The organism is Cupriavidus sp. FW216-B1, from assembly GCF_058789195.1.
The window spans coordinates 419,424-445,103 of the sequence record NZ_JBYTEL010000001.1; the positions used below are offsets into that span (position 1 = coordinate 419,424).

Below are 25,680 nucleotides of genomic sequence, written 5' to 3' on the forward strand. Positions count from 1 at the left end.
TTTCGGGAATGGGGGCTGATTTGGTCATGGAGCAGGAATTCGCTGGACTTGGCGTGCTGTTCGTTGCCGGTTTCGGTCCGATCACCAAGGATTCGGAGAGCAGTCGCGCCCTTTACGTGGATACGCTTGGCTTGCCCCTCAAGTCTTATGGCGACAACAAGGACTACTTGCTGTCCGAGGCGGGCGCCTTGGAGGGAGTCAAGCATTTCGCGCTGTGGCCGTTGGCGCAAGCGGCCCGGTCCTGTTTCGGCTGCGAGACCTGGCCTGCCGATTTGCCGACGCCGCAGGCCTGGCTGGAGTTTGACGTCGAGAATATCGCCGTTGCCACCGAAGGATTAATGGCCAAGGGCTACCATTTGCTGATCTCCAACCGGGAAGAACCCTGGGGCCAGAAGGTGACGCGCTTCCTGAGCCCGGAAGGACTGCTGGTTGCGGTGAGTGAAACGCCGTGGCTGCGAACTTCCTGACCGCCCCGGTGAGGCTCGCGGTGAACGGATAAGTCCGGCCTGCTGCCGCGCGCCCGGCGCGCGGCAGCGATGGCGCCGGCTGGCCGATGGCGTCAGTGCGCCGCGGGCCGCGCCGCGGCCGGCGCCGGCGTGGCCGGCCGTGGCGCGCCCGCCGGCAGTTCGCCGGTGAAGGCGAAGTCCACCTCCGGCACGCGCCCGCTCACGATGTCCGCGATGGCGCGGCCCGAGCCGCAGCCGTGCGTCCAGCCCAGCGTGCCATGCCCGGTGTTGAGGTACAGCCCGCGCACGGCGGACGCGCCGATGTACGGCACGTTGCCCGGCGTGGCCGGGCGCAGGCCGGTCCAGAACTGCGCCAGCTCGGGCCGGCTCATGCCCGGGAACACCTCCAGCGTGCGCCGCACGATGGCCTCGCAGCGCACCGGGTTGAGATCCATCGCATAGCCGTTGAGCTCCGCCGTGCCGGCGATGCGCAGGCGGTCGCCGAAGCGCGAGAACACCAGCTTGTACTCGTCGTCGGTCAGGCTCACGCTGGGCGCGCGCGTGGCATCGAGCACCGGCAGCGTGGCCGAGTAGCCCTTGGCCGGGTAGATGTCGAGCTTCACGCCGAGCGGGCGCGCCAGCATCGGGCTGAAGCTGCCCAGCGCCAGCACGTAGGCGTCGGCGCTCTCGATGCGGTAGGCGCCGGTCTCGTCGGCGATCTCCACACCGCGCATGGCGCCGCCCTCGGCATGCAGGCGCTGCACCCGCACGCCGTAGCGAAAGCGCACGCCGAGCGCCTCGCAGCGCGCCGCCAGCGCGGTGGTGAAGCGGTGCACGTCGCCCGATTCGTCCTCGCTGGTATAGGTGGCGCCGGCCAGGCGCGGCGCGATGTGCGCCAGCGCCGGCTCCAGCCGCACCACCTCGTCCGGGCCGATCACGCGGCGCTCGCAGCCCAGCTCGCGCATGATGCGCGCCGGCTCGATGGCCGCGTCGAACTCTTTCTGGCTGGTGTAGAAGTGCAGGATGCCGCGCGTCAGGTGGTCGTACTCGATGCCGGTTTCGGCGCGCAGCGCCTGCAGGCTGGCGCGGCTGTAGGTGCCCAGGTTGAGCAACTGGACCATGTTGTGGGTGGAGCGCCGCGCCGAGCACTCGCGCAGGAACTTCAGGCCCCACGACCACTGCGCCGGATCGGCGCGCAGGCGGAACAGCAGCGGCGCGTCCTCGCGCCCCAGCCAGCGCAGCATCTTCAGCGGCGCGCCCGGGTTGGCCCACGGCTCGGCATGGCTGACGGAGATCTGCCCGCCGTTGCCGAAGCTGGTTTCGCGGGCCGCGCCCGCATTGCGCTCCAGCACCACCACCTCATGCCCGGCGCGCGCCAGGTACCACGCCGAGGCGACGCCGATCACGCCGGCTCCCATCACGATGACTTTCATTTCTCAGGCTCCGGATAGCAAAAAGGGACAGCCAGGCCATCCGGCCTGTCTGTCCCCACTGTCCTTTTACCTGAGAGATTCGCCGCACCCGGCATGGGTGGCGGCTTGCCCCTTCGGCGGCCGCGTGCCGCTCACCTTGTCGGTGCGGCCCGGCGCTCTCCAGTTCGTTCGGTTTCCAGTCTTTTGCACCTGAGCGTTTCAGGGGTACGCCTTCGGTAGAGGGGTCTTCCCATGCATGGTGAAGGCGCCTCGTTCTCCTGGAAGGCGCAAGGTAACACGGCTCGATCGGCGCCGGCAAGCGCCGCCCGCGCGGGTGTTGCGGCTTACGCGTCGAGCACCGTCGGCCAGAGCACCATCGCCCCGACGTTCAGCAGGACCGTGGCCCAGAAGGTGGCCTGGAACGACGCCTTGCGGTTCTTGTGCCGCAGCAGGTGCTGGGCCGCCAGCGCGCCCGGCCAGCCGCCGCACAGCGCGAGCAGGTGCAGCTCGTTCTCCGGAATGCGCTGTTCGCTGCGCACGGCGCGCCGCTTGTCGACGGCATAGCGCGCGAAGGCCGCCACGCTCAGCCCGAGGCTGGCCAGTGCCACGCCGCGCGGCAGACGGCCGGCGAGCGAAGCCGCGAAGATCGCCAGCAGCGCGAACGCTGCTACCAGCGCCGGCAGCAGGTTCGTCCGTCCCGCCGGCCCGGCCTGCCCGGGCGCGCCCGCGATCGAGACCTGGCTCGCCTGCGGGCGGCCGTCCTTGCCCGCCGACAATTCGAACGACACGCGGTCGCCGACCTTGGGCGCGACGGCGCGGCCCTGCAGCGCGCTGATATGGAAAAAAACGTCTTTCGACTGGGCGTGGATCTCGATGAACCCATAGCCCTTGTCGGCATGCCATGCCTTGATCCGTCCGCCTTTTCTCATCCCCGTGCCTGCATTCTTGTCGACAGAGAAGTGTAGCGGATGCGGCAGGCCGGCAGCGCCGCGCACGGCCCGCTGGAGCAGGCCATGCGCCGGTGCCCTGGTCAGCCGCCGATGCCCAGCAGCTCGACCTCGAAGTTCAGCGTCGCGTTGGGCGGGATCGTGCCGGGCACGCCGCGCGAGCCGTAGGCGGTCGGGCCCGGGCAGACCAGCTTGGCCTTGCCGCCGACCTGCATCTTCTGCACGCCCTCGGTCCAGCACGGGATCACGCGGTTGAGCGGGAACGAGATCGGCTGGCCGCGCTTGTACGAGCTGTCGAACTCGGTGCCGTCGGTAAGCGTGCCGCGATAGTGGACCTTGACCGTGTCGGACGCCTTGGGCGACGGGCCGGTGCCCTTGACGAGGTGCTGGATGGTCATGCCCGAGGGCAGCGTCTCGGCCGGGCCCGCGGGCGCGGCGGCGTGGACGGCGCCGGCGGTGGCGAGGGCGGCGAGGAACAGGGTGATCTTCTTCATCGTTGGCTTGGCTGGGTGGAAAAATCGGGTTCCGGCCGTGGCCGGAAAGCCGCATCTTAAACCGGGACGCGGGCCGCCCCGGCGTTTTCCTCCCGCGCGGGTCCCCGCGCCATCGATCCGTCAGGGCATCACGGGCGGACGATAGGGCAGCGTGGTCGCGAAGGCCCACAGCATGAACAGCACCAGCGGCGCGTGGACCAGCAGCTGGGTGAAGGTGAAGCCCACCACGTCCTTGGCGCGGATGCCGAGCACGCCCAGCAGCGGCAGCATCCAGAACGGGTTGATGAGGTTGGGCAGCGCCTCCGCGGCGTTGTACACCTGCACGGCCCAGCCGAGGTGGACCTGCAGCTGGTTGGCGGCCTGCATCACGTAGGGCGCCTCGATGACCCACTTGCCGCCGCCGGAGGGCACGAAAAAGCCCAGCACCGCCGAATAGACGCCCATCACCGCGGAGAACGATTCGCGGGTGGCCACCGAGACGAAGGCCGAGGCCAGGTGGTGCGACAGGCTCGCGCCGTCCACGCCGATGGCCTTGGTCAGCATGAACGCGATGCCGCCGTACAGCGGGAACTGGATCAGCACGCCGGCCGTGGACGGCACGGAGCGCGCGACCGCGCGCAGGAAGCGCCTGGGCCGCCAGTTCAGCAGCATCCCCAGCATCAGGAACAGGAAGTTGTAGGTGTTGAGGTTGGAGATCGCCAGGATGGGATCCTTGCTGGTGAATTCGTGCACCAGCCAGCCGGCGCCGAGCGCGACGATGACCACGGTCAGTAGCGGGCTGTATTCGAGCCATTCGCCAGGGCGCGTGGGGCGCGCGGTCACGTCGGCAGCATCGTCGAGATCCACGCCCATGTCCTGCGCGGTGCGCGCGCGGTCGCCGGCGGGCGCGGAGAAATAGGCCACCAGCAGCGAGGCGGCGATCAGCACGGCGGTCATCGCCATCGACTGCCACAGGAAGATGGTCTCGGCGAACGGGATCACGCCGGTGATGTCGAGCAGCGACTTGGGCAGGCTGGCCGGGTTCGCCTGCAACTGCGCCGCCGACGAGCTCAGGCCGAGCGCCCAGGTGGCGCCCATGCCCAGGTAGGCGGCCGCGCTGGCGGCCCGGTAATCCACGCGCAGCCCGCTGCGGCGGGCGATGGCGCGCACCAGCAGGCCGCTGAAGATCAGGCTGATCGCCCAGTTCAGCAGCGAGGTCAGCAGGCTCACCAGCGCCACGAAGGCGACCGCGCCGCGCGCCGTCCTGGGCAGCGCGGCGAGCCGCGCGATCAGCAGCGACGCCGGCGGCGACGCCGCCACCACGTAGCCGGAGATGGCCACCACCGCCATCTGCATGGTGAACGGGATCAGGCTCCAGAAGCCGTCGCCGAAGGCCTGCGCCACGCTCTGCGTGGAGGCGCCGATGCCGAGCGCGCCGAGCGCGACCACCACCACCGCGATCGCGGCGAAGATGTAGGAATCGGGGAACCAGCGCTCGGACCAGTCGGTGACCTTGACGGCCAGGCGTTCCAGCCCGCCGCGGCTCGGGGGATCTTCGCTTTCCAGCGACAGGGGTGTGCTCGTCATTGCTCTCTCCTTACTTTGCCAGGGATATGGCGCGCGGCGCGGTGCCGCGCGGGTCTTCGAATCCTTCGTAGGCCATGACGGCCGCGGCCAGGTCTTCCAGCGCGGTGCCGACTGCCTTGAACACGGTGATTTCGCGCTCGTCCGCGCGTCCCGCATGGGCTTGCCGGCACAGCTCGGCGAGCGTGGCGCGGATGTCGGCGGCGCGCAGCACGCCCTGCCCGATGGGGTGGAGCAGGTCGCCCGCCTTGAGGATGGCTTCGCCGGTGTCGACGAACACCGAGGTGCCGCCGAAGCAGGCGTCGTCGGCCTCGCGCATCTCGGGCGTGAAGCCGCCGATCAGGTCCAGGTGCGTGCCGGCGCCGAGGAAGGCGCGCCGCACCAGCGGCACGGTGGCCAGCGTGGCCGAGGTCACGATGTCGGCGCCATCGCAGCCCGCCTCCACGGATGCCGCCACGCGCGCGTCGAAGCCGTCGGCGCACAGCCGGGCGGCCAGCGCGGCGGCCTGCCCGGCGTCGATGTCCCATACCGCGACGCGCGCCACCGGCCGCACCGCGCGGTAGGCGTGGGGCAGCAGGCTCGCCACCCGCCCCGCGCCGATCACCAGCATGGACGACGCCCCGGGCCGGCTCAGGTACGAGGCGGCCAGCGCCGACGCGGCGGCGGTGCGGCGCGAGGTGATCTCGTTGCCGTCGATCATCGCCAGTGGCCGGCCGGTGCGCGCGTCGTGCAGCAGGTAGGTCGAGTACAGGCCGGGCAGCCCGGCCTGCGTGTTGCCGGGATAGATGGTGACGGTCTTCACGCCGAGATAGGCGCCGGTCTGCCAGGCGGGCATCAGCAGCACCGTGCCCGTGCTCGTACCCTGGCCGGGCGCGCCGATGGCGTGGCTGTGCCGCTGCGGGACCTCGCAGCCGCGGATGAAGGCCTCGCGCAGGGCGGGGATGAGCGCGTCGAACGGCAGCAGCGCGCGGGTGGTGTCGGAGTCCAGTGTCAGCATGGTCGCGTGATGAAGTGAGAAGGGAGGAAACGGTCGCTGGCGGTGGCTGGCATGGCGCGCCGCGCTCAGGCGTCGAGCACGAGGTCGCTGGCGGGGATGGCCTGGCACGCAAGGCACATGCCGGGGTCCTCGGGATATTCGCCGTGCAGGTGGCGCACCTGGCCGGAGGCGACCGGCACCGCGCAGCTCTCGCACTGCCCGACGCGGCAGCCGCTGGGCAGCGCCACGCCCAGCCGCTCGGCGAAGCTCAGCAGCGGCCCGTGCGCCGAATGCCAGGTGCCGGCCATGCCGGACCTGGCGAACACCACGCGGAACTGCTGCGCGGGGCCGGCCGGCGCGCGCCCGGGCGCGCGGAAGACCTCGCGGAAGATGTCCGAGCGGTGCACGCCGAGCGCCGCCAGCCCGTCGGCAAACGCGGTCATCATCGGCGCCGGCCCGCACATGTAGACCAGCGGGCGCGCGGCCAGCCACGGCGCGGGCACGTACCCGGCGCCGACGCGCCCGGCCACGTCGTAGTCGGTGCCGGGCCGGTCGTGGGGGTCCGGACAGTCGTAGAAATCGATGATTTCCAGGCCGCGGATCTGCCGGCGCAGCGCGCGCAGGCGCGCCCGGAACGCGTGGGCCTGCCCGTTGCGGTTGGCGTACAGCAGCAGGATCCGGGGCGGGTCGTCGACGCCTTCCAGCGATTCGAGCAGCGAGAGGAACGGCGTGATGCCGATGCCGCCGGCCAGCAGCACCAGCGGGCGCCGCGTGCGCACCGGCATCACGAAGGTGCCGGACGGCGCCCGCAGCGCGACCGCGTCGCCCACCGCGAGGCGCTGGTTGATGTGGGAGGACACCAGCCCGGGCACGGCGCCGCCGGCGCGGCGCACCGAAATCGAATAGCCGCGCCGCCCCGGCACCGTGGCCGGGCCGGTGAGCGAATACGAGCGCACCGCGTCCTCGCCGCCGGGCTGCGCGGCGAGCTGGATCGTCACGTGCTGGCCGGGCAGGAAATCGGGCAGGCCGCCGCCGTCGGCGGGCTCCAGGAAGACCGACGTGACCTCGTGCGCCTCCTTGCGCAGGCCGGCCACGCGGAACGCGCGATAGCCCTCCCACGCGCGCCGCGCCACGTCCAGCCCCGGCTCGCGCTCGACGTTGCAGCGGAACGCGCGCAGCGGCACGGAGCCGCTCAGCGGGTCGATGCTGTCGGTGCCGATCAGCCCGTTGTAGTTGCTGTTGCCCGGCCCGGCCACCGGCAGCGGCGCCTGGGCCAGCGCGTCGCAGCGCTGCCACCAGCCGAACTCGCCGACCACCACGCGCGGATGCAGCCCTTCCCTGACCCGGGCGGTGAAGGTGGCGCTGCCGGCGGACGTGCTCACGCGGATGGCGTCGCCGCTGGCGATGCCGCGCGCGGCGGCCAGCGCGGTGGAGATCTCCGCCTCCGGGCGCGGCGCCTTGCGCCTGAGCGACGGCAGGCCGCGATGCTGGCTGTGGCAGTAGTAGCCGCTCTTGGCCGAGGTCAGCATGAACGGGAACGGCTCCAGGGCTGCGCCGGGCGCGTTGCTCGCCGCGGGCGAATGCTCCGTGGGCGACGACGGGCGTGGCAGCGCCGGGTAGCCGTGGCGCAGCAGCAGCTCGGAGTACAGCTCCACCACGCCGGTCTGCGTGTCGAACGCGCGCCCGCGCGGCTTGGCCGCGTATTTCCTTTCCACGTCGGCCACCGGCACGCGGATGCCTTCGGGGTGCTGGCGCAGCTGGCTCACCGTCAGGCCGCTGGGCGCCAGCATGTGGTTCCAGCCGGCTTCCAGGCTGCCGCCGAAGAACGCGTCCGACATGCCCAGCCTGAGCGCGAGGTCGAACACGATGTCGTTGTCCGAGCGCGATTCGCCGCGCGGCGAGACCATGCGCTGGCGCAACTGCACCAGTTGCTCGGCTTCCGCGCTGATCTCGAAGCCGATGCGCAGGCCCTCGCGCTCCCACGGCGTGTTGACCGGCAGCAGGATGTCGGCGTAGCGCGCGCTGGGCGTCTCGAACAGGTCGCAGTGCGCGTAGAAGTCCAGGCTGCGCAGCGCGCGCGCGCCGTCCTCCACGTCGGCCTGCGACAGCAGCGGGTTGGTGCCGAATGCCACCAGCGCGCGCACGCGGTACGGCTGCGCATGGAGGATGGCGCGGTAGAGGTCGCGCGCGGTGATCCAGCCCTGCGCGGGCGGGCCCAGCGGCCGCTCGCCGTAGCCGAGTGCCTTGGCTTTCTGCTCCGGCGGCAGCAGGCCGAAGCCGCTGACCGGGTTGTAGGGCGGCTTCTGGTAGACGCGGTTGCCGCCGGCGCGGTCGAAGCTGCCGGTCAGCGCGTACAGGCAGGCGATGGCGCGGTCGGTCTGGGTCGCGTTGTCGTGCTGGCCCACGCCGGACCAGGCGTGATAGGCCACCGGCCTGGCGCTGGCGAACAGGCCGGCGGCCTGGCGGATGTCGCCCTCGGGTACCCAGGTCAGCTCGGCGGCCAGCGCCGCGGGGTAGCGCGCGCATTCCTCGGCATACAGGTCGAAGGCGGGCCGGCACGCGATCGCGGGCAGGCCGGGGGCGCCGGCGTCGCCCACGCTGAACGTGCCGCGCAGCGCGACGTGGGGGAAATCGGCGGGCCGCAGCCCGGACCAGGGCTGCGCCCGCGCGGCGCGCGCGTTCCACGCCAGGTAGGCGTCGCCGTCGGCCAGGCCGACGTCGCGCCCGCGCAGGAAGCGCCCGTTGTCGCTGCGCACCAGCAGCGGCCCGTTGGTCCACTGGCGCACGAAGTCCAGGTCGAAGGCGTTGGCCTCGATCAGCAGGTTGGCGATGGCCAGCGCCAGCGTGGCGTCGGTGCCGGGGCACACGCGCAGCCACTGGTCGGCCTGCGCGGCCAGCGCGGTCTCGCGCGGATCGACCACCAGCAGCCTGGCGCCGGCCTTCCTGCCCGCGCCGATGGCGTCGGCCTGCGACAGCCAGGTATTGGCCGGGTTGTGCCCCCACAGCACGATGAGCCCGGCCTGGCGGTAGTCCGCGGTCGGCATGCCGCAGCCGAAGGTGAAGGCGTGGGCGTAGTCCTTGTGCCAGTTGCAGATTTCGGTGGCGTAGCAGGTGTTGGGGCTGCCGAAGAGCCGGATGAAGCGCTCGATCCAGTCGATGCTGTCGCTCAGCGGCGTGCCGCTCGGCGTGGTGACGGCGAACGCCACCGATTCGGCGCCGCTCTCGCGCCGGGCCTGCAGCATGCGAGTGGCGATCTCGGCCAGCGCCTCGTCCCACGAGATGCGCTGCCAGCCGGGGTCCGGATCGGTCTTGGGGTTGGTGCGCCGCATCGGGTGGAGGATGCGCTCGGCGCTGTGCACCAGCTCGGGCGCGGACTTGCCTTTCAGGCACATGGCCTTGCCGGTCGGGTGGGCCGGGTCGGGCCGCACCGACAGCAGCGTGTCGTTCTCCACCACGTTGACCGTGCCGCAGCGCGAGCGGCACAGCGTGCAGTAGCCGTGTTTTTCCATCTTGCCCGGGGCGCTTCCCGGTACGTCGTGCGGTTCGTCGTTCATTGCCGGCCCATGCGTCTTGTCTCCAGGGCGGATGCTAGCTAGCATGGCCGGGTATTTCTAATTCTTAATTTTGAAGAAGCAATATCGGAAAAATCGATGCTCCCCACTTTGAAGCAGGTACAGCATTTCCTCGCGGTGGCCGAGTGCGGGCAGGTGTCGCGCGCGGCGCTTCGCTGCCATGTCTCGCAGTCGTCGATGACGGCGTCGCTCAAGGGGCTGGAGGAGGCGCTCGGGGCGCAGCTGTTCACGCGGCACGCCAGCGGCATCCGCCTGACCGACGCCGGCGCGCGTTTTCTGCGGCATGCGCAGCGTATCGAGGATTCGGTGCTGGACGCGGTGGAGGCCGTTGGCGTGTCTCCGGTGGAGATCAGCGGCACGGTGCGCCTGGGCGTGACCGAGACCATCACGGCCTACGTGCTGCCCGGCCTGCTGCCGTTAATCGAGCGGAAGTTTCCGATGCTGCGGCTCGAAGTGCTGGAGCGCGAGCGGCACGACCTGGAAAGCGGCATCCTGGAGGGCCGGATCGACATGGCGCTGCTGCTGGTGTCGAACCTGCCGGGCCTGGGCCACGTCACCTGCGAGACACTGCTGCGCTCGCCGCGGCAGTTGTGGGGGCACCCGGAGCACCCGCTGATGACGGCCGAGCGCGTCGGGCTGGCCGACGTGGCGCGGCACGACTACATCCTGCTGGACATGGACGAGCACATCTCCACGGTCGGCAAATACTGGGGCCAGTACGGACTGGCGCCCGCGGTGCGCTACCAGAGCTGCTCGATCGAGGCGGTGCGCAGCCTGGTGGCGGCCGGGCGCGGCGTGGCCATCCTGTCCGACCTGGTCTACCGGCCGTGGTCGCTGGAGGGCCAGCGCATCACGCGGCGCGGGCTGGCCGACAAGGTGCCGTCGATGGACGTGGGCCTGGTGTGGAAGCGCGAGCCGGCCACGCCCGGCAACGTGGTGGCGATGGCCGACTTCCTGCGCGGCGCGGTGCGCGAGAAGGCCAGGTTCTAGCCGGCGCGAGCGGGGCCATGCCGGCGCGGCATCCGGGCCGTCCGGGCCGCTTCAGTCGATGCGCGCGCCGCTGGCCTTGACGATCGGCTGCCAGGCCTGGTACTCGGCCACCACGAACTTGCCGAACGATTCGGGCGTGTAGGTCATCGGCTCGGCGCCCTGCATCACGAACTTCTTGCGGATGTCGGGGCGGTTGACCGCCTCGGCCACCGCCTTGTTGAGCCTGGCCACGATCTCCGGCGGCGTGCCCTTGGGCGCGAACAGGCCGAACCACGCGCCGGTCACGAGGTTCTTCACGCCGGCTTCGGCCATCGTCGGGGTGTCGGGCAGGGCTTCGGCGCGCTTCGCGCTGGTCACGGCCAGCGGGCGCAACTGGCCCGCGCGGATATGGCTCATCACCGACGGGATGGTGGCGAACATGAACTGCACGCGCCCGGCCAGCAGGTCGTTGAGCGCATCGGCGCCCTTGTACGGCACGTGCACGGCGTTGGCGCCGGTGCGCTCGTTGAACAGCGCGCCAGACAGGTGGGCCGCGGTGCCCACGCCGGTGGACGCGAAGTTCATCTTGCCGGGATGGGCCTTGGCGTAGGCCACCAGCTGGCTCACGTCGGCGGCAGGCACGCCCGGGTGCACCACCAGCACGTTCGGCACGTCGGCGATCGGCGCGACGGCGGCCAGCGTGGTCTGCGGATTGACCTTCAGGTTGGGATAGAGCGTGGGGTTGATGGCGATCGGGCCGACCGAGGTGGCCAGCAGCGTGTAGCCGTCCGGCGCGCTCTTGGCCACGAATTCGGTGCCGATGTTGCCGCCCGCGCCGGGCCGGTTTTCCACCACCACGGTCTGCTTGAGGGTCTGCCCGAGCTGGTTGGCCACTTCGCGCGCCAGGATGTCGGTGGTGCCGCCGGCCGAGAACGACACGATCATGCGGATGGGTTTGTTGGGATAGCTGTCGGTGCCGGCGATGGCAGCGGTGCTGGTGAGAGCGCTGGCGGCGCCGGCCAGCAATAGCAATGCGGCGGCGTGCAGCCGCTTTGTCGGATTCATGTCTCGCTCCACGGTTCGAGGTGGTTTCGGCCCGCGCTGCATTGGCGCGGACCGTTGGAGACATCGTAGGGGCCTGGCGCGGCCCAGCGTTGATCAAAGAGAAACGCTGCTTTCTTTGCGCATGATGGCTGGTTGTACGGCCGCGCAACGACGCCAGGATCCTTTTGAAACGACTTCTCAGCGCGCGCGCTGGTAGTGCCGCTCCATGCTGGCGCACTGGCCCAGGTAGTCCAGCAGGCGCGCCGTGCCGGCCGGCAGCGACTGGCGGTCGCGCACGCACACGTAGAAATTGCGCGCGGCCCAGGCGTCGGTCAGCGTCAGCAGGCTCAGTCCCATCATGCCCAGGTAGTTCCTGGCGATGCCCTCCGGCACCACGGCGATGCCCAGTCCCTCGCGCACCATGCGGCAGCGCGCCTCGAAGTTCGAGACCTGCGTCTTCACCGTGAGCGGGCGCGAGATGGTGCTGCTCACCAGTTGCAGGAACGCATCGAACGTGTGGCGCGGGAAATAGCCGAGGAAATCGTAGTCCAGCGCGTCTTCGAGCCGCAGCGAGCCGCGCGCCTCCAGCGGGTGGCCGCGCGGCACCACCAGGCCGACGCGGTCCGAGCGGTAGGGCAGCGAGAACACGCCGGGGCTGGGCGCCTCGGCGTGGTAGATGCCGATGTCGGCGTCGCCGTTGGAGACCATGCGCGGGATGTCGAAGCTGAACGACTCGATCAGGTCGATGCGGCTGTCGGGCGCGCTCTGCTGGAAGCCGCTGATGTCGGTGGGCAGGAACTGCAGGATGGTGGACGGGTTGGCCGCCAGCCGGATCTTGGCGGTGCCGTCGGTGGAGTACACGGTCAGCGCTTCCTCGGCCAGCCGGATGCTGCGCACGATGGCCTTGGCGCGCTGGTAGAGCATGGCGCCGGCCGGCGTGGGCTCCACGCCGCGGCCATGCCGCACCAGCAGCGCGGTGCCCGCCTGGCGCTCCATCTCGGAGACGCGCTTGCTGGCGGCCGAGGTGACGAGGTTCTCGCGCTCGGCTGCGCGGGACAGGCTTTTTTCCTCGACGGCGGCGATGAGGATTTCCAGGGAGGCGATGTCCATGCGGGGTAGGGAATGCGTGAGGAAAGACGGTGAGGAAAGACGGCAAGAAAACGAACAGGGCGAACAGGGCGAACAGGGGACGCGGGCGGGCGCCGCATCCGTTGCGCAGCAATGCTATGCATGCGCGCCGCCGCCGTCAAACCGGATTTTCCCGGGCGTGACGGCAACGCCGCCGCAGGCCCTCCGCCGGCGGCCTGGCGGGCCCGCGCATGCGTCGCTTCACGTGCCTGCTCACGAGCTTTCACCAAATTTCAAGTCTCGGCACCGCGCGCTCCCTAACATTGGGCACCTGGACAGACACGCCGCGCAAGGCGGAAGAACGACAAGAGACAAGGAGCGACGCAGCATGGTGATCGAAGAACTGGCCGAGTATGTCGGCGCGCAGGGCCGGCGCGCGTTGCCGCCCGAGGTGGTGCACTACGGCAAGCGTGCCGTGATCGACTGGTTTGCCGCGCTGTTCCCGGGCACGCGCATGTCGCCCGGCACGAACCTCGTGCGGGCGCACCGCGCGGAGCTGGGCGTGGGCGCGGCCTCGGTGGTGGCGCACGGCACCACGGCATTCCCGGCCACGGCGGCGTGGATCAACGGCAGCGCGTCCCACGCGGCCGAGTTCGACGACATCTTCCGCGATGCCGTCTACCATCCCGGCTGCCCGACCATCGCCGCGGCGCTGGCGCTGGCCGAGTCGCGCGACGCCTCGGGCGAGGACTTCCTGCGCGCGGTGGTGGCGGGCTACGAGGTCTCCACGCGCATCGGCGCGGCGATCCAGCCCGCGCATTACCGCTATTTCCACACCACCGGCACGGTGGGCTGCTTCGGCAGCGCCGCGGCCGGCGCGCTGCTGGTGTCGCCCGGCGACGCCACCGTGGCGGCCGACGCGCTGGCCACCGCCGCCACTTTCGCCTCGGGCCTGCAGCAGGCCTTCCGCTCCGACGCCATGACCAAGGCGCTGCACGCCGGCCACGCCGCCCAGGTGGGCGTGCAGGCCGCGCAGGCCGCGGCCGCCGGCGTCAACGGCGTGCACGACATCCTCGAAGGCGCGGCCGGCTTCGGCGCGGCGCTGTGCGGCAACCCCGACTGGACGGCCGTCACGCAGGGGCTGGGCACGGACTACAACGTGCTGCGCATCACGCAGAAGAACCACGGCTGCTGCGGCCATACGTTCGCGGCCATCGATGCGGCCATCGCGCTGGTGCGCGAGCACGGCATTGCCGCCGAGGCGATCGAGTCGGTCACGGTCGACACCTACCAGACCGCGCTCGACGTGACCGGCAACGCCACGCCGCGCACCGCGTTCGAGGCGCGCTTCAGCCTGCCCTACGTGGTCGCGCACGGCATCCTGCACGGCGCGGTGCGGCTCGATGCGTTCTCCGACGCGCGCCTGGCCGACGCGGGCATCCGCCAGTTGATGCGCGCGGTCGTGCTGCGGGCCGATCCCGGGCTGACCGCGGCGTTTCCGCGCCAGCGCGCGGCGCGCGTGGAAATCCTGCTCAAGGACGGCACGCGCCACGCGCATTTCGCGCCGTACCGCAAGGGCGACCCCGAAGCCCCGCTCGACGACGCCACGCTGGCGGACAAGTTCACCGAGCTGGCCGCGCCCGTGATCGGCGGCGACGCCGCGCGCGCGCTGCTGGCCGCGCTGTGGCAGCTCGATGCCGGCAGCGTGCGCGCGCTGCGGCTGGCGGAACTGGGAAGGGCCTGAAACGATGAGAAACGACATGAAAGAAGTGATCGAAACCACCGCGCAGGCGGGCGGCGCCGCCGGGGTGGAAGCTGGCAATAGCGTGGGCAATAACGCTGGCAATAGCGTCGGTGGCAAGCAGTCCGACACCACGCGCCCGGCGACCGGCGCCGCGCTGGCCGCCGCGCTGTTCGCGCCGCGCTCGGTGGCGCTGATCGGGGCCTCCAGCGATATCGCCAAGAACACCGCCCGGCCCATGCGTTTCATGCGCAAGCACGGCTACGGCGGCAGCCTCTACCCGATCAACGCCACGCGCGCCGAGGTGCTCGGCGAGAAGGCCTATCCGTCGCTGGCGGCCGTGCCGGGGCCGGTGGACCACGCCTTCGTCATGGTGCCGGGCAGCCAGGTCGAGGCCGCGCTGGCGCAATGCGCGGCCAGCGGCGTGAAGGTGGTCACGGTGTTCTCCGACGGCTTCGCCGAGACCGGCGAGGCCGGCATGGCCGCGCAGCAGGCGCTGGTGCGCAAGGCCGCGGAGGCGGGCGTGCGGCTGGTCGGGCCCAACAGTATCGGCGTGGTCAACGTGGCGGCCGGCGCGGTGCTGTCCGTCAACGCGGTGTTCGAGATGGACGAGCTCCATGCCGGCCCCATCAGCCTGGTCTCGCAAAGCGGCTCGATGCTCGGCGCGCTGCTGTCGCGCGGCGCGGCGCGCGGGCTGGGCTTCGCCAAGCTGGCGTCGGTCGGCAACGAGAGCGACGTCGGCGTGGGCGAGCTGGTCGACCTGCTGGTCGACGATGCCGAGACCGGCGTCATCCTGCTGTTCCTGGAAACCATCCGCGACGCCGCCGTGCTCGGCCCGGCGCTGCGCCGCGCGCGCGCCGCGGGCAAGCCGGTGATCACCTACAAGCTGGGCCGCTCGGCGCAGGGCGAGGCGCTGGCGCAGTCGCACACCGGCGCGCTGGCAGGCAACGACGCCGCGGTCGACGCATTCCTGCGCAAGCACGGCGTGATGCGCGTGGAAATGCTGGAAACGCTGTTCGAGGCCGCGCCGCTGGCGCAGCGCTACGGCAGCCGCGTACCCGCGCTGGCGCGCCCGCCGCGCGTGGCGGTGGTCACTACCACGGGCGGCGGCGCGGCCACCGTGGTCGACCGCCTGGGGCTGTCCGGCATCGAGGCGGTGGCGCCGCCCGACGCCTTCATCGCCCACATGGCGGCGCGCGGCGTGCGCATCCGCCAGACCCCCATCATCGACCTGACGCTGGCCGCGACCAGCGCGCAGTACAAGGACCTGGTCGAGCAACTGCTGCAGAGCGACTGGTGTGACGCCGTGCTGTGCGTGGCCGGATCGTCGGCGCAGTTCCATCCCGAGCTGGCCGTGCGTCCCATCGTCGAGGCCGCCGGCAGCGGCGCCGGCAAGCCGCTGCTGGCCTTCCTCGCGCCGGAGGCGGCGGCATCGCTGCGCGTGCTCCAGGCCGCGGGTGTGGCCGCGTTCCGCACGCCGGAGGCCTGTGCCGACGCGCTGGCGCAACTGTTCCAGGCGGCGCGCGCGCCGGCCGGCAGCGGCGACGCGCCCGCGCCGCAGGCATGGCCGCGCGGCCTGCCGCTGGCCGGCGACCTGTCCGAATACGAAGCCGCCCAGGTGTTCGCGGCGCTGGGCGTGCCGATCGCGCCGCTGGCGCTGGTGCCCGCCGGCGAGGCCCATCACGGCATTCCCTATCCGGTGGTCGCCAAGATCTGCTCGCGCGACATCCTGCACAAGACCGACGTGGGCGGCGTGCGCGTGGGCGTGCGCGACACCCGCGAGCTGGAGCAGGCCGGCGCGGCGATCCTGGCCAGCGTGGCGCGCGCCGCGCCCGCCGCGCGCCTCGACGGCATCCTCGTGCAGCGCATGGAGGACAAGCTGCTGGAACTGATGCTGGGCTACCGCGACGACCCGCTGGTCGGGCCCGTCGTCATGCTCGGCGCGGGCGGCATCGCCGCCGAGCTGCACGCCGACGTGAGCCTGCGGCCCGCGCCGGTGACGCGCGAAGAGGCCGTGGAGATGATCGGCGAGGTGCGCAGCACGGCGCTGGTGCGCGGCTTCCGCGGCCTGCCGCGCGGCGACATGGATGCGCTGGCCGACGCCATCGTGCGCTTCTCGCGCCTGGCGGCGCTGCACGAGGTGCGCGTGCGCGAGGCCGAGATCAACCCGCTGTTCGTGCGCGCCGACGGCGTGGTCGGCGTGGACTGCGTGGTGCGGCTGGCGGAAGCGGACGCGCAGGACGCCCAGGACGCGCGGCATTGAGCCGCGGCATGGACAGGATTCACCGAAACAGCAAACGGAGACAACGATGGATTTCAAGCTGACCCCGGAGCAGGCCGAGTTCGAGCAGGCCGTGACCCGCTTCGCGCAGAAGGAGCTGCTGCCCGGCGCGGTGGCCCGCGCGCACACCGACGACTATCCCTGGGACGTGGCCCGCAAGATGAGCGCGCAGGGGCTGCTCGGCATCACCGTGGCCGAGGCCGACGGCGGCCAGGGCGGCAGCCTGATGGACGCCATCATCGCCATCCAGGCGGTGGCGGCGGTGTGCCCGCGCAGCGCCGACGTGATCCAGGCCGGCAATTTCGGCGCCATCCGCGTGCTGGCGGAGTACGGCTCGCCGGCGCAGAAGGACAAATGGCTCAGCCGCCTGCTGGCCGGCGAGGCGCTGATCTCGGTCGGCATGACCGAGCCCGAGGCCGGCTCCGCCGTGACCGAGCTGCGCACCACCGCCACGCCCGACGGCGACGATTTCATCATCAACGGCACCAAGGTCTTCACCACGCACGGCCCGCACGCCGACGTGATCCTGGCCTACGTGCGCTTCGGCCCCGGCGTGGGTGGCATCGGCTCGGTGCTGATCGACACCCGCCTGCCGGGCGTGCGCATCGGCCAGCGCTCGCGCTTCATGTCGGGCGAGGAGTGGGCGCAGATCTACTTCGAGGACGTGCGCATCCCCGCCACCGACGTGCTGCTCGGCGAGGGCGGCTTCAAGAAGCAGATCGCCGGCTTCAACGTGGAACGCATGGGCAACACCGCGCGCTCGCTGGCGCTCGGCCGCTACGCCTACCAGGTGGCGCGCGAATGGGCCATGCAGCGCCGCCAGTTCGGCCGCCTGCTGTGCGAGTTCCAGGGTCTGCAATGGAAGTTCGCCGAGATGAAGATCAAGCTCGACGCCGGCCAGTTGCTGCTGTACCGCGCCGCCGCCAACGCCGACAGCGGCTTTCCGTCGGCCGAGGAGACCGCCATCGCCAAGGCCTTCTGCAACCAGGCCGGCTTCGACGTGGCCAACGAAGCGCTGCAGGTGATGGGCGGCATGGGCTACAGCCAGGAAGCGCTGGTGGAATACTGCCTGCGCCGCTGCCGCGGCTGGATGATCGCGGGCGGCTCGATCGAGATCCTCAAGAACCGCATCGCCGAGTCGGTGTTCGAGCGGACCTTCTCCCAGCGGCCGGAAAAGCCGAAGGCGGCGTAGTCATCCCGGCAGCTTGGATCGCCCGGGCGGCGGGCAGGGCATCGCCGCCGCCCGGGGTGCCTTCCTGTGTACAACGGAAGGCGCATGCTGGCAAGCGTGCGGCGCGCGGCCGCGCGCGCGGTGTGGCGCGCCGGGGCATTGCGCCCGGTAGCGCACGCCGCGCCGCCCCCGCGGCGCGAACTTGCGCTAGAGTGGGAACCCCCGCACAGCTTGCGTTACCGATGAGGATGCCCATGGAAGCCCAGCGCCTGCAGTTTCCCGGAAGCGATGGCGAGCAGCTCGCCGCGCGGCTGGATCTACCGGCCGGCCCGGTCCGGGCCTTTGCCCTGTTCGCCCATTGCTTCACCTGCGGCAAGGACGTGCTTGCCGCCACGCGCATCGCGCAGGCGCTCACCGAGCACGGCATCGGCGTGCTGCGCTTCGATTTCACCGGCCTTGGCGGCAGCGGCGGCGACTTCGCCAACACCAATTTCTCGTCCAACGTGGCCGACCTGCTGGCGGCGGCCGACTACCTGCGGCAGCACTACCGCGCGCCCGCGCTGCTGATCGGCCACAGCCTCGGCGGCGCGGCCGTGCTGGCCGCCGCGGAAGGCGTGCCCGAAGCCAGGGCCGTCGTGACCATCGCCGCGCCCAGCGATCCCGGCCACGTGGTCGGCCTGTTCGGCGAAGAAGCCGCGCGCATCGCGGCCGAGGGCGAAGCCGAAGTGCAGCTTGCCGGCCGGCCGTTCCGCATCAAGCGCCAGTTCCTCGAGGACGTGGGCGAGCAGAAACTGCTCGAGCGCGTGTCCCGGCTGCGCCGCGCGCTGCTGGTCATGCACGCGCCGCAGGACACCACCGTGGGCATCGACAACGCCACCCAGATCTTCATCGCCGCCAAGCACCCGAAAAGCTTCGTCTCGCTGGACCGCGCCGACCACCTGCTCACGCGCAAGGAAGACGCCATCTACGTGGCCAACACCATCGCCGCCTGGAGCCAGCGCTACCTCGGCACCGAGACGCTCGACATGCCGCCCGCGGTGGCCGAGGAAGGTTTCGTGCGGGTGGAAGAGGCGCACATCGGCAAGTACCAGCAGCGCATCGCCGCCGGCCCGCACCGGCTGGTGGCCGACGAGCCGGTCTCGTTCGGCGGCCTCAACGGCGGCCCGGCGCCCTACGACCTGCTGCTGGCCGGGCTCGGCGCCTGCACCTCGATGACCATGCGCATGTACGCGGACCGCAAGGGCTGGCCGCTCGAGCACGTGGCCGTGTCGCTGCGCCACGAGAAGATCCACGCGGCCGACTGCTCGGACTGCGCCACCACCGAAGGCAAAATCGACTGGATCGAGCGCGAGATCACCATGCAAGGCCCGCTCGACGACGCGCAGCGCGCCGCCCTGCTGGAGATCGCCGACAAATGCCCGGTGCACCGCACCCTGCATTCCGAGGTGGTGATCCGTACCCATGCGGCGGAGGTTGGGGCGAAGTAGGTTTTCTTTGCTGGTAGTCAGTCGTTGGTTTTCCCCCTCTCCCGCTTGCGAGAGGGAGAGGGGGAGTGGGTCAGCGCTCGCCAGAGCGAAGTCGCCCGCATGCCCCAACCCGGGCAGCGCCCCCAGGCTTTTCCCGATAACGTCCCCTACACCAACGTCGTCTCGATCCGCGACGCCGCCTTCAGGAACAGCGTCACCGGCGTGCGCTCGCAGATCTGCGCGAGCCGCTCGCGTTCGGCTTCGCCCAGGTCGGCGCCGCTCACCTTGACCTCGCGCCGGATGAAGCGCGCTTCGTCCTTGCCCTGGAACACCGCCGTGACTTCCACGTCGGCCACCGGCCATCCCTTGCGCTGCATGTACATCTTCAGCGTGATCGCGGTGCAGGACACCAGCCCCGACAGCACGAAGGCGAACGGCGCCGGTCCCTGGTCGGTGCCGCCGAGGCCGGCGGATTCGTCGCCGGTCAGCGCGTGGCTGCCGGCCTGCAGGTGCACGAGATAGTTGGCGTCGGCGGGGCCCAGGCGGGCGGTGGCTTGTGAGTTCGACATGATGGGTCCAGGCAGGGGTTGCGGGGCGGCGCGTGTTTTCCGTTCTCGGATCAACGGCCCGGCGGCCGCGATGCGGCAGCGCGGGGCGCGGGCGGCGAAGCCGATTGTAACCATGCCCGGGCCCGCCCGCAAAAGGGGCCGGCCGGGCCCGGGGCGCTGCCGTGCGCCAAAACCATGCCGCTTTGCACCATGTGTTTCACCATGATTGTGCATTGCATCGCCTGTTTCGGTTTTTTCTCGGAAAATACGATTGTTTCATGGTTATCCATGATGGAACAAATGTTGCTCAGTGGCTAGCATCTGAAACGACGACGGATGTCCGTATCCGCCAGACAAGGAGCAATCGATGAAAGCACTGGAAGCAACGAAGGCAATGAAGATGGCGGCGGTGTGCGGCATGGCCGCGGCGGTGTGCGGCGTGCCGGTGGCCCATGCGGCGGATGCGCCGGCCGGCGCCACGCTGGCGAAGATCCGGGAGACCGGGACGATCTCGATCGGGCACCGCACCTCGTCGATACCGTTTTCGTTCTACGACGGCAGCCAGAAGGTGGTCGGCTTTTCCCAGGACATCTGCGACAAGGTCATCGCCGAGGCCGGCAGGCGGGCCGGCGTGGCCAGCTTGCAGGTGCACATGGTGCCGGTGACGTCGCAGAACCGGATCTCGCTGGTGCAGAACGGCACCGTCGACCTGGAGTGCGGCGTGACCACCAACCTGAAGGCGCGGCAGCAGCAGGTGGCGTTTTCCACCACCTTCTTCGTGGCGGGCACGCGCCTGCTGGTGAAGAAGGGCAGCCCGGTGCAGGACTTCGGCGACTTGTCCGGCAAGGCCGTGGTGACCAACGCCGGCACCACCTCCGAACGCATCCTGCGCAGGCTCAACGATGAAAAGAAGGCCAACATCGCCATCCAGAGCGCCAAGGACTACGGCGAGTCCTTCCTGATCCTGCAGTCGGGCCGGGTGGCCGCCTTCATGATGGACGACGTGCTGCTGTCGGGCGTCAAGACCACGGCGCCGGCGCCGGCCGACTGGACCGTGGTGGGCACGCCGCAGTCGTTCGAGGCCTACGGCTTCATGATGCGCAAGGACGATCCCGAGTTCAAGAAGCTGGTCGACGGCGTCATCACCGGCCTGATGAAGAGCGGCGAGATCCGCGTCATGTACGACAAGTGGTTCAACAAGCCGATTCCGCCGAAGAACGTGAGCTTCGAGTTCCCGATGAGCGCCGCGGTCAGGAAGGCTTACGAGCAGCCGAGCGACGAGGCGTTCGAATAGAGCGATAGGGCGATAGGGCGATAGGGCGATAGGGCGATAGGGCCGCGTTCAGCTTCCCTCAGCCTCTTCAGTTCCTTTTCGCCGCCACATACGCCCCGGTCTGGTGAAGCTGCCCCTCCGCCAGTTCGAGCGCCTTAATGGCGCCCTTGCCCTTTTTCGCCAGCAGTTGCTCGACCAGCGCCTCGGCCAGCGCCACGCCGGCGGTGATGGAGGGGAAGAAGGAGGGGCTGTCGAGCGAGAACAGCAGCGTGCAGTCGGCGTGCAGGGCGATCGGGGCGACGGTGCTGTCGGTCAGCGCGATCACGCGGCAGCCGGCTTCGTGCGCGGCGGTGGCCACGCGGATGCTTTCCTGCGAGTAGGGCGCGAAGCTGGCGACCACCACCGCGTCCCTGGGCGCGAAGGCGCGCAGTTCCATTTCCAGCGTGCCGGCGTCGCCGCGCACGAGGTGCACCGAGGCGCGGAACAGGCGGTAGAGGTAGTGGAAGGTGAAGGCGATCGGGTAGCACGAGCGGAAGCCCGCCACGTGGACGCTGGGCGCGGCGCTGATGAGCTCGGCCGCGCGCGGCATGGCGTCGGCGCTGGCGGCGCCGGTGCGCTCGAGGTTGCGGTGCTGGACTTCGAGCATCTCGGCCAGCATGCGCGTGGAGCCGCTTTCGCGCACCACCTTGCGGGCGCGCTTGGCGTAGGGCTGGGGGCCGCCGCGCAGCGAGGCCACGAACAGTTCGCGCAGGCCCTGCCAGCCGTCGAAGCCGAGGAACTGGGCCAGGCGTACCAGCGTGGCGGGTTGCACGCCGGCGTCGGCGGCGATCTTGCGCATGGACAGCATGGGCACTTCCTGCGGATGGTCGAGCAGGTAGCGCGCGCCGGCCTGGAACTGCGCGCTGAGGGAGGCGAAGTGCTCGCGCAGGTGGGCCTGCAGGTCGTCCAGGGTCTGCGGCGGCTGGGGGCTTTCGGTCGGCATCGTGGGTTCGCTGTGAATGGATGCAACGATTGTTGCACAATCTTCGGCGGCGCGTTCCGGGCGGCTGGCCGGCGGGGCTCCGGCAAGAGAGAATCAAGTGAATCTATTAATCGTATTTGAGAAACATATGTTGCATGCGCGGCGGCGTTTCCTTATACTTGCCCGGGCCGGCATCTCCGCCCCGTTCCCGTACCGCACATCATGACCCACGTCTTCCACCGCAATCCGCGCCAGGCGCTTCCCGTGGCCGTCGCCGGCCGCGGCATCGAGCTGATCGACAACAACGGCAAGCATTATCTCGATGCGTCCGGCGGCGCGGCGGTGTCCTGTCTCGGCCACGGGCATCCGCGCGTGATCGAGGCGATCAAGCGGCAGCTCGACGGCATCGCCTACGCGCATACCTCGTTCTTCACCACCGAGGTGTCGGAGGAGTTGGCCGACACGCTCGCGCGCGCCGCGCCGGGCGATCTCGATCACGTGTATTTCGTCTCGGGCGGCTCGGAGGCGGTGGAGGCGGCGCTGAAGCTCGCGCGGCAGTATTTCGTGGAGACCGGCCAGCCCGCGCGCCGCCATTTCATCGCGCGCCGGCAGAGCTATCACGGCAACACGCTCGGGGCGCTGGCCATCGGCGGCAATGCCTGGCGGCGCGAGCCGTTCCTGCCGCTGCTGGTGCCGGCGCATCACGTCTCGCCCTGTTATGCCTACCGCGACCAGCGTGCCGGCGAGACCGGCCAGCAATACGCGCAGCGGCTGGCCGACGAGCTGGAAGCGATGATCCTGGAACTGGGGCCGAACAGCGTGGCCGCCTTCGTGGCGGAGACGGTGGTGGGCGCCACGGCCGGCGCGGTGCCGCCGGTGGCCGATTACCTCCGGCGTATCCGCGCGGTGTGCGACAAGTACGGCGTGCTGCTGATCCTCGACGAGGTGATGGCGGGCATGGGCCGCACCGGCTACCTGTTCGCGTGCGAGGAAGACGGCGTGGTGCCCGACATCGTGACCATCGCCAAGGGCCTCGGCGCGGGCTACCAGCCGATCGGCGCGATGCTGTCGACTGGCCGCATCTATGACGCCATCGTGGGCGGCAGCGGTTTCTTCCAGCATGGCCATACCTACATCGGCCACGCCACCGCGTGCGCGGCGGCGCTGGCCGTGCAGCGCACGATTGCCGAGGAGAATCTGCTCGACAACGTGCGGGCGCGCGGCGAGCAGCTGCGCGCGGGCCTGCGCGCGGCGCTCGGCGACCACCCCAACGTGGGCGACGTGCGCGGGCGCGGGCTGTTCGTCGGCGTGGAGTTCGTGGCCGACCGCGCCAGCAAGGCCACGCTGGACCCGGCCCTGAAGACGCATGCGCGGCTCAAGTCCGCGGCGATGCAGAACGGGCTGCAGGTCTATCCGATGGGCGGCACGGTCGACGGCGTGCATGGCGACCACGTGCTGTTCGCGCCGCCGTTCATCTGCACGGCGCAGGACATCGACCGCATCATTGCGCGTTTCGCCGACTCGGTGGCGGCGGTGCTGCCGGGCTGAGGCGCGCCCGGGGCGGGACCGGCGTCGGCAATGTCGTCTCCCGTCTACAGGACGGGCCGCCCGCCGGAAAGCGGCCCCCCCCGGTCGCGCGCCGCGGCCGGGCGCCATGTCGTCCCGGCATCGCTTGGCATGCGCCGGCGGCATGCCTGGCCGCTTTCCAGGGCGCCATGCTCGAACCTTCATCGTTTTGTCATCAGCGCCACCCAGAATGCGCTCACTGTTTATGCAAGTGATGATGCAAGGAGAGCGGGATGACGCATGCGATCGAAGTGCACGGCTTGTCCAAGTCGTTCCAGGCGGGACGCAAGGCGCTGGACAATGTCGGCCTCGCCGTCGCCCAGGGTGAAATGGTGGCGCTGCTGGGCGCTTCCGGCTCCGGCAAGTCCACGCTGCTGCGCCATCTGGCCGGTTTCGTGGCTGGCGACGCCGGCGCCGGCAAGGTCGTCGTCAACGGGCGGGTGATCCAGCAGGACGGGCGCCTGGCGCGCGACGTGCGCCGCGCCCGCGCCGAGATCGGCTTCGTGTTCCAGCAGTTCAACCTGGTGGGGCGCCTGCCGGTGATCACCAACGTGCTGACCGGCATGCTGCCGCGCGTGCCGCTGTGGCGCAGCCTGGTGCGTTATTTCCGGAATGAGGAAATCGACGCGGGGCTGCAAGCGCTTGCCCAGGTTGGTATAGACGACTATGCGTTTCGACGGGCTTCGACCCTGTCGGGCGGCCAGCAGCAGCGCGCGGCGATCGCCCGCACGCTGGTGCAGAACGCGCAGGTGATCCTGGCCGACGAGCCGATCGCCTCGCTCGATCCGGAATCCGCGCGCCGCGTGATGGAGCTGCTCGCGCAGATCAACCGCACGCGCAAGGTGGCGGTGGTGGTGTCGCTGCACCAGGTGGACGTGGCGATGCGCTACTGCCCGCGCGTGGTCGCGCTGCGCCACGGCCAGGTGGTCTACGACGGCCCCTCGGCGGCGCTGACGGCGGCCATGCTGCGCGACCTCTACGGCACCGAAGCGGACGAACTCCTGCCGCATGACGCCTTGCAGGACGCGCCGGCGCTCGCGCCCGCCGGACTGGCGGCCGCCTGACGCCGCGCGTCCCGCACCGGTCCCGATGTCTTTCCCGTAGCGCTTTCGCCAGTCTTACCGCAAGCAATCCCAACCCAGCCTCAATCCCGTTTTCTCCCGGAGCCTTTACATGCTGCGCAGAACCTTTGTTGCCCTGATCGCGACCGGCGCCGCCAGCGCGCTGTCGCTGCCCGCCCTTGCCCAGGAAGGCAAGACCATCACGATGGGCTTTATCTCGACCGAGACCTCCTCCAACCTGAAGTCGGCCTGGCAGCCGGTGATCGACGACCTCAGCAAGCAGCTCGGCATGCAGGTCAAGCCGTTCTTCGCCTCCGACTACGCCGGCATCATCGAAGGCATGCGCTTCAACAAGGTGCAGGTCGCGTGGTACGGCAACAAGGCGGCGATGGAAGCCGTGGACCGCGCCAACGGCGAAGTGTTCGCCTCGGTGATCGACAAGGACGGCAACCCCGGCTACTGGTCGCTGCTGATCGTCAACAAGGACAGCGACCTGAAGTCGGTCGACGACGTGATCAAGAACGGCAAGTCGCTGAGCTACGGCGCGGGCGACCCGAACTCGACCTCCGGCACCGCCGTGCCGGGCCACTACCTGTGGGGCGCGCGCAATATCGAGCCGAAGACGCTGTTCAAGACCGTGCGCGTGAGCAACCATGAAACCAACCTGCTGTCGGTGCTGAACAAGCAGGTCGACGTGGCGGTGAACAACACCGAGAACTTCGAGCGCTATCGCATCAACACCGGCAAGAACGCCTACGACCAGGTGCGCGTGCTGTGGAAGTCGCCGCTGATCCCGGCCGATCCGCTGGTCTACCGCAAGGACCTGCCGGCCGACCTCAAGCTCAAGATCAAGACCTTCTTCGTCAACTACGGCAAGGGCGCCGACGCCGCCCGCGAGAAGGCCAACCTGGCCCCGCTGACGTACCAGGGCTTCCGCGCCTCGACCGACGCGCAGCTGGTGCCGATCCGCCAGATCGAGCTGGCCAAGGAAAAGGCCAAGATCGAGTCCGACACCACGCTGGCCGGCGCCGACAAGGAAAAGCGCCTGGCCGACGTGAGCCGCAAGCTGGCCGAGCTGGACAAGGTCGCCGCGGCCAGCGCCCAGTAAGCGCCACCGCCAG

Annotated in this window: 20 protein-coding genes and 1 riboswitch; of the genes, 10 read left to right on the plus strand and 10 right to left on the minus strand. The window is 70.4% G+C overall.

The window, feature by feature from the left end; genetic code table 11:
- The first annotated feature begins 26 nt into the window (after positions 1–26).
- Positions 27–467 carry a VOC family protein gene (locus AC3WXD_RS01735; RefSeq protein ID WP_492322895.1) on the plus strand — a complete coding sequence of 147 codons (441 nt, stop codon included), beginning with the start codon at positions 27–29 and terminating at the stop codon, positions 465–467.
- A gap of 92 nt (positions 468–559) precedes the next feature.
- On the opposite strand, the gene AC3WXD_RS01740 is transcribed toward AC3WXD_RS01735, so the two are convergent.
- From AC3WXD_RS01740 to AC3WXD_RS01765, 6 genes are all read right to left on the minus strand, one after another.
- Positions 560–1,879 (minus strand): D-amino acid dehydrogenase, encoded by a 1,320-nt coding sequence (locus AC3WXD_RS01740; RefSeq protein ID WP_492322896.1) that lies wholly within the window; start codon positions 1,877–1,879, stop codon positions 560–562.
- Between the two features lie 48 nt (positions 1,880–1,927).
- A riboswitch (glycine riboswitch) is annotated at positions 1,928–2,052 on the minus strand.
- Between the two features lie 150 nt (positions 2,053–2,202).
- Positions 2,203–2,787 carry a DUF1294 domain-containing protein gene (locus AC3WXD_RS01745; protein WP_492322897.1) on the minus strand — a complete coding sequence of 195 codons (585 nt, stop codon included), beginning with the start codon at positions 2,785–2,787 and terminating at the stop codon, positions 2,203–2,205.
- A 101-nt stretch (positions 2,788–2,888) separates the two neighbouring features.
- Complete coding sequence (locus AC3WXD_RS01750) at positions 2,889–3,299, minus strand: FKBP-type peptidyl-prolyl cis-trans isomerase (RefSeq protein WP_020203608.1); 411 nt, start codon at positions 3,297–3,299, stop codon at positions 2,889–2,891.
- Between the two features lie 120 nt (positions 3,300–3,419).
- Positions 3,420–4,865, minus strand: coding sequence for a short-chain fatty acid transporter (locus AC3WXD_RS01755; protein ID WP_492322898.1), 1,446 nt, complete (start codon positions 4,863–4,865; stop codon positions 3,420–3,422).
- 10 nt (positions 4,866–4,875) lie between these two features.
- Positions 4,876–5,859, minus strand: coding sequence for a bifunctional Delta(1)-pyrroline-2-carboxylate/Delta(1)-piperideine-2-carboxylate reductase (gene lhpI / locus AC3WXD_RS01760; protein ID WP_059414147.1), 984 nt, complete (start codon positions 5,857–5,859; stop codon positions 4,876–4,878).
- Between the two features lie 65 nt (positions 5,860–5,924).
- Positions 5,925–9,392, minus strand: coding sequence for a molybdopterin-dependent oxidoreductase (locus AC3WXD_RS01765; protein WP_492322899.1), 3,468 nt, complete (start codon positions 9,390–9,392; stop codon positions 5,925–5,927).
- Positions 9,393–9,488: 96 nt separating this feature from the next.
- On the opposite strand from AC3WXD_RS01765, the gene AC3WXD_RS01770 reads away from it, so the two are divergent.
- Positions 9,489–10,400 carry a LysR family transcriptional regulator gene (locus tag AC3WXD_RS01770; RefSeq protein WP_454733113.1) on the plus strand — a complete coding sequence of 304 codons (912 nt, stop codon included), beginning with the start codon at positions 9,489–9,491 and terminating at the stop codon, positions 10,398–10,400.
- 51 nt (positions 10,401–10,451) lie between these two features.
- Here AC3WXD_RS01770 and AC3WXD_RS01775 read toward each other — a convergent pair whose 3' ends face one another.
- Together AC3WXD_RS01775 and AC3WXD_RS01780 are read right to left on the minus strand one after the other, a co-directional pair.
- Positions 10,452–11,444, minus strand: a complete 993-nt coding sequence (locus tag AC3WXD_RS01775) for a Bug family tripartite tricarboxylate transporter substrate binding protein (RefSeq protein ID WP_043366834.1) — start codon at positions 11,442–11,444, stop codon at positions 10,452–10,454.
- A gap of 177 nt (positions 11,445–11,621) precedes the next feature.
- Complete coding sequence (locus AC3WXD_RS01780) at positions 11,622–12,533, minus strand: LysR family transcriptional regulator (RefSeq protein ID WP_020203602.1); 912 nt, start codon at positions 12,531–12,533, stop codon at positions 11,622–11,624.
- 346 nt (positions 12,534–12,879) lie between these two features.
- Between AC3WXD_RS01780 and AC3WXD_RS01785 the strand changes: the two genes are divergently transcribed.
- From AC3WXD_RS01785 to AC3WXD_RS01800, 4 genes are all read left to right on the plus strand, one after another.
- Positions 12,880–14,235 carry an MmgE/PrpD family protein gene (locus AC3WXD_RS01785; protein WP_492322900.1) on the plus strand — a complete coding sequence of 452 codons (1,356 nt, stop codon included), beginning with the start codon at positions 12,880–12,882 and terminating at the stop codon, positions 14,233–14,235.
- A gap of 16 nt (positions 14,236–14,251) precedes the next feature.
- The gene (locus AC3WXD_RS01790) at positions 14,252–16,495 is read left to right on the plus strand and encodes an acetate--CoA ligase family protein (protein ID WP_492322901.1); all 2,244 of its coding nucleotides are present in this window, start codon (positions 14,252–14,254) and stop codon (positions 16,493–16,495) included.
- Positions 16,496–16,541: 46 nt separating this feature from the next.
- The gene (locus AC3WXD_RS01795; protein ID WP_020203599.1) at positions 16,542–17,705 is read left to right on the plus strand and encodes an acyl-CoA dehydrogenase family protein; all 1,164 of its coding nucleotides are present in this window, start codon (positions 16,542–16,544) and stop codon (positions 17,703–17,705) included.
- Between the two features lie 233 nt (positions 17,706–17,938).
- Positions 17,939–19,171, plus strand: a complete 1,233-nt coding sequence (locus tag AC3WXD_RS01800; protein ID WP_492322902.1) for a bifunctional alpha/beta hydrolase/OsmC family protein — start codon at positions 17,939–17,941, stop codon at positions 19,169–19,171.
- Between the two features lie 146 nt (positions 19,172–19,317).
- Here AC3WXD_RS01800 and AC3WXD_RS01805 read toward each other — a convergent pair whose 3' ends face one another.
- Positions 19,318–19,719: an OsmC family protein gene (locus AC3WXD_RS01805; protein ID WP_020203597.1), complete on the minus strand. Its 402-nt coding sequence runs from the start codon at positions 19,717–19,719 to the stop codon at positions 19,318–19,320.
- Between the two features lie 397 nt (positions 19,720–20,116).
- On the opposite strand from AC3WXD_RS01805, the gene AC3WXD_RS01810 reads away from it, so the two are divergent.
- Positions 20,117–20,992, plus strand: a complete 876-nt coding sequence (locus tag AC3WXD_RS01810; protein WP_492323347.1) for a transporter substrate-binding domain-containing protein — start codon at positions 20,117–20,119, stop codon at positions 20,990–20,992.
- 67 nt (positions 20,993–21,059) lie between these two features.
- On the opposite strand, the gene AC3WXD_RS01815 is transcribed toward AC3WXD_RS01810, so the two are convergent.
- Positions 21,060–21,953, minus strand: a complete 894-nt coding sequence (locus AC3WXD_RS01815) for a MurR/RpiR family transcriptional regulator (protein WP_020203595.1) — start codon at positions 21,951–21,953, stop codon at positions 21,060–21,062.
- Positions 21,954–22,154: 201 nt separating this feature from the next.
- On the opposite strand from AC3WXD_RS01815, the gene AC3WXD_RS01820 reads away from it, so the two are divergent.
- The 3 genes from AC3WXD_RS01820 (at position 22,155) to phnD (ending at position 25,667) form a co-directional block, all read left to right on the plus strand.
- Positions 22,155–23,480 carry an aspartate aminotransferase family protein gene (locus AC3WXD_RS01820; RefSeq protein WP_492322903.1) on the plus strand — a complete coding sequence of 442 codons (1,326 nt, stop codon included), beginning with the start codon at positions 22,155–22,157 and terminating at the stop codon, positions 23,478–23,480.
- A 251-nt stretch (positions 23,481–23,731) separates the two neighbouring features.
- Positions 23,732–24,562, plus strand: coding sequence for a phosphonate ABC transporter ATP-binding protein (gene phnC, locus AC3WXD_RS01825; protein ID WP_059414160.1), 831 nt, complete (start codon positions 23,732–23,734; stop codon positions 24,560–24,562).
- Between the two features lie 109 nt (positions 24,563–24,671).
- The gene (gene phnD / locus AC3WXD_RS01830; RefSeq protein WP_020203592.1) at positions 24,672–25,667 is read left to right on the plus strand and encodes a phosphonate ABC transporter substrate-binding protein; all 996 of its coding nucleotides are present in this window, start codon (positions 24,672–24,674) and stop codon (positions 25,665–25,667) included.
- Positions 25,668–25,680: the final 13 nt, after the last annotated feature.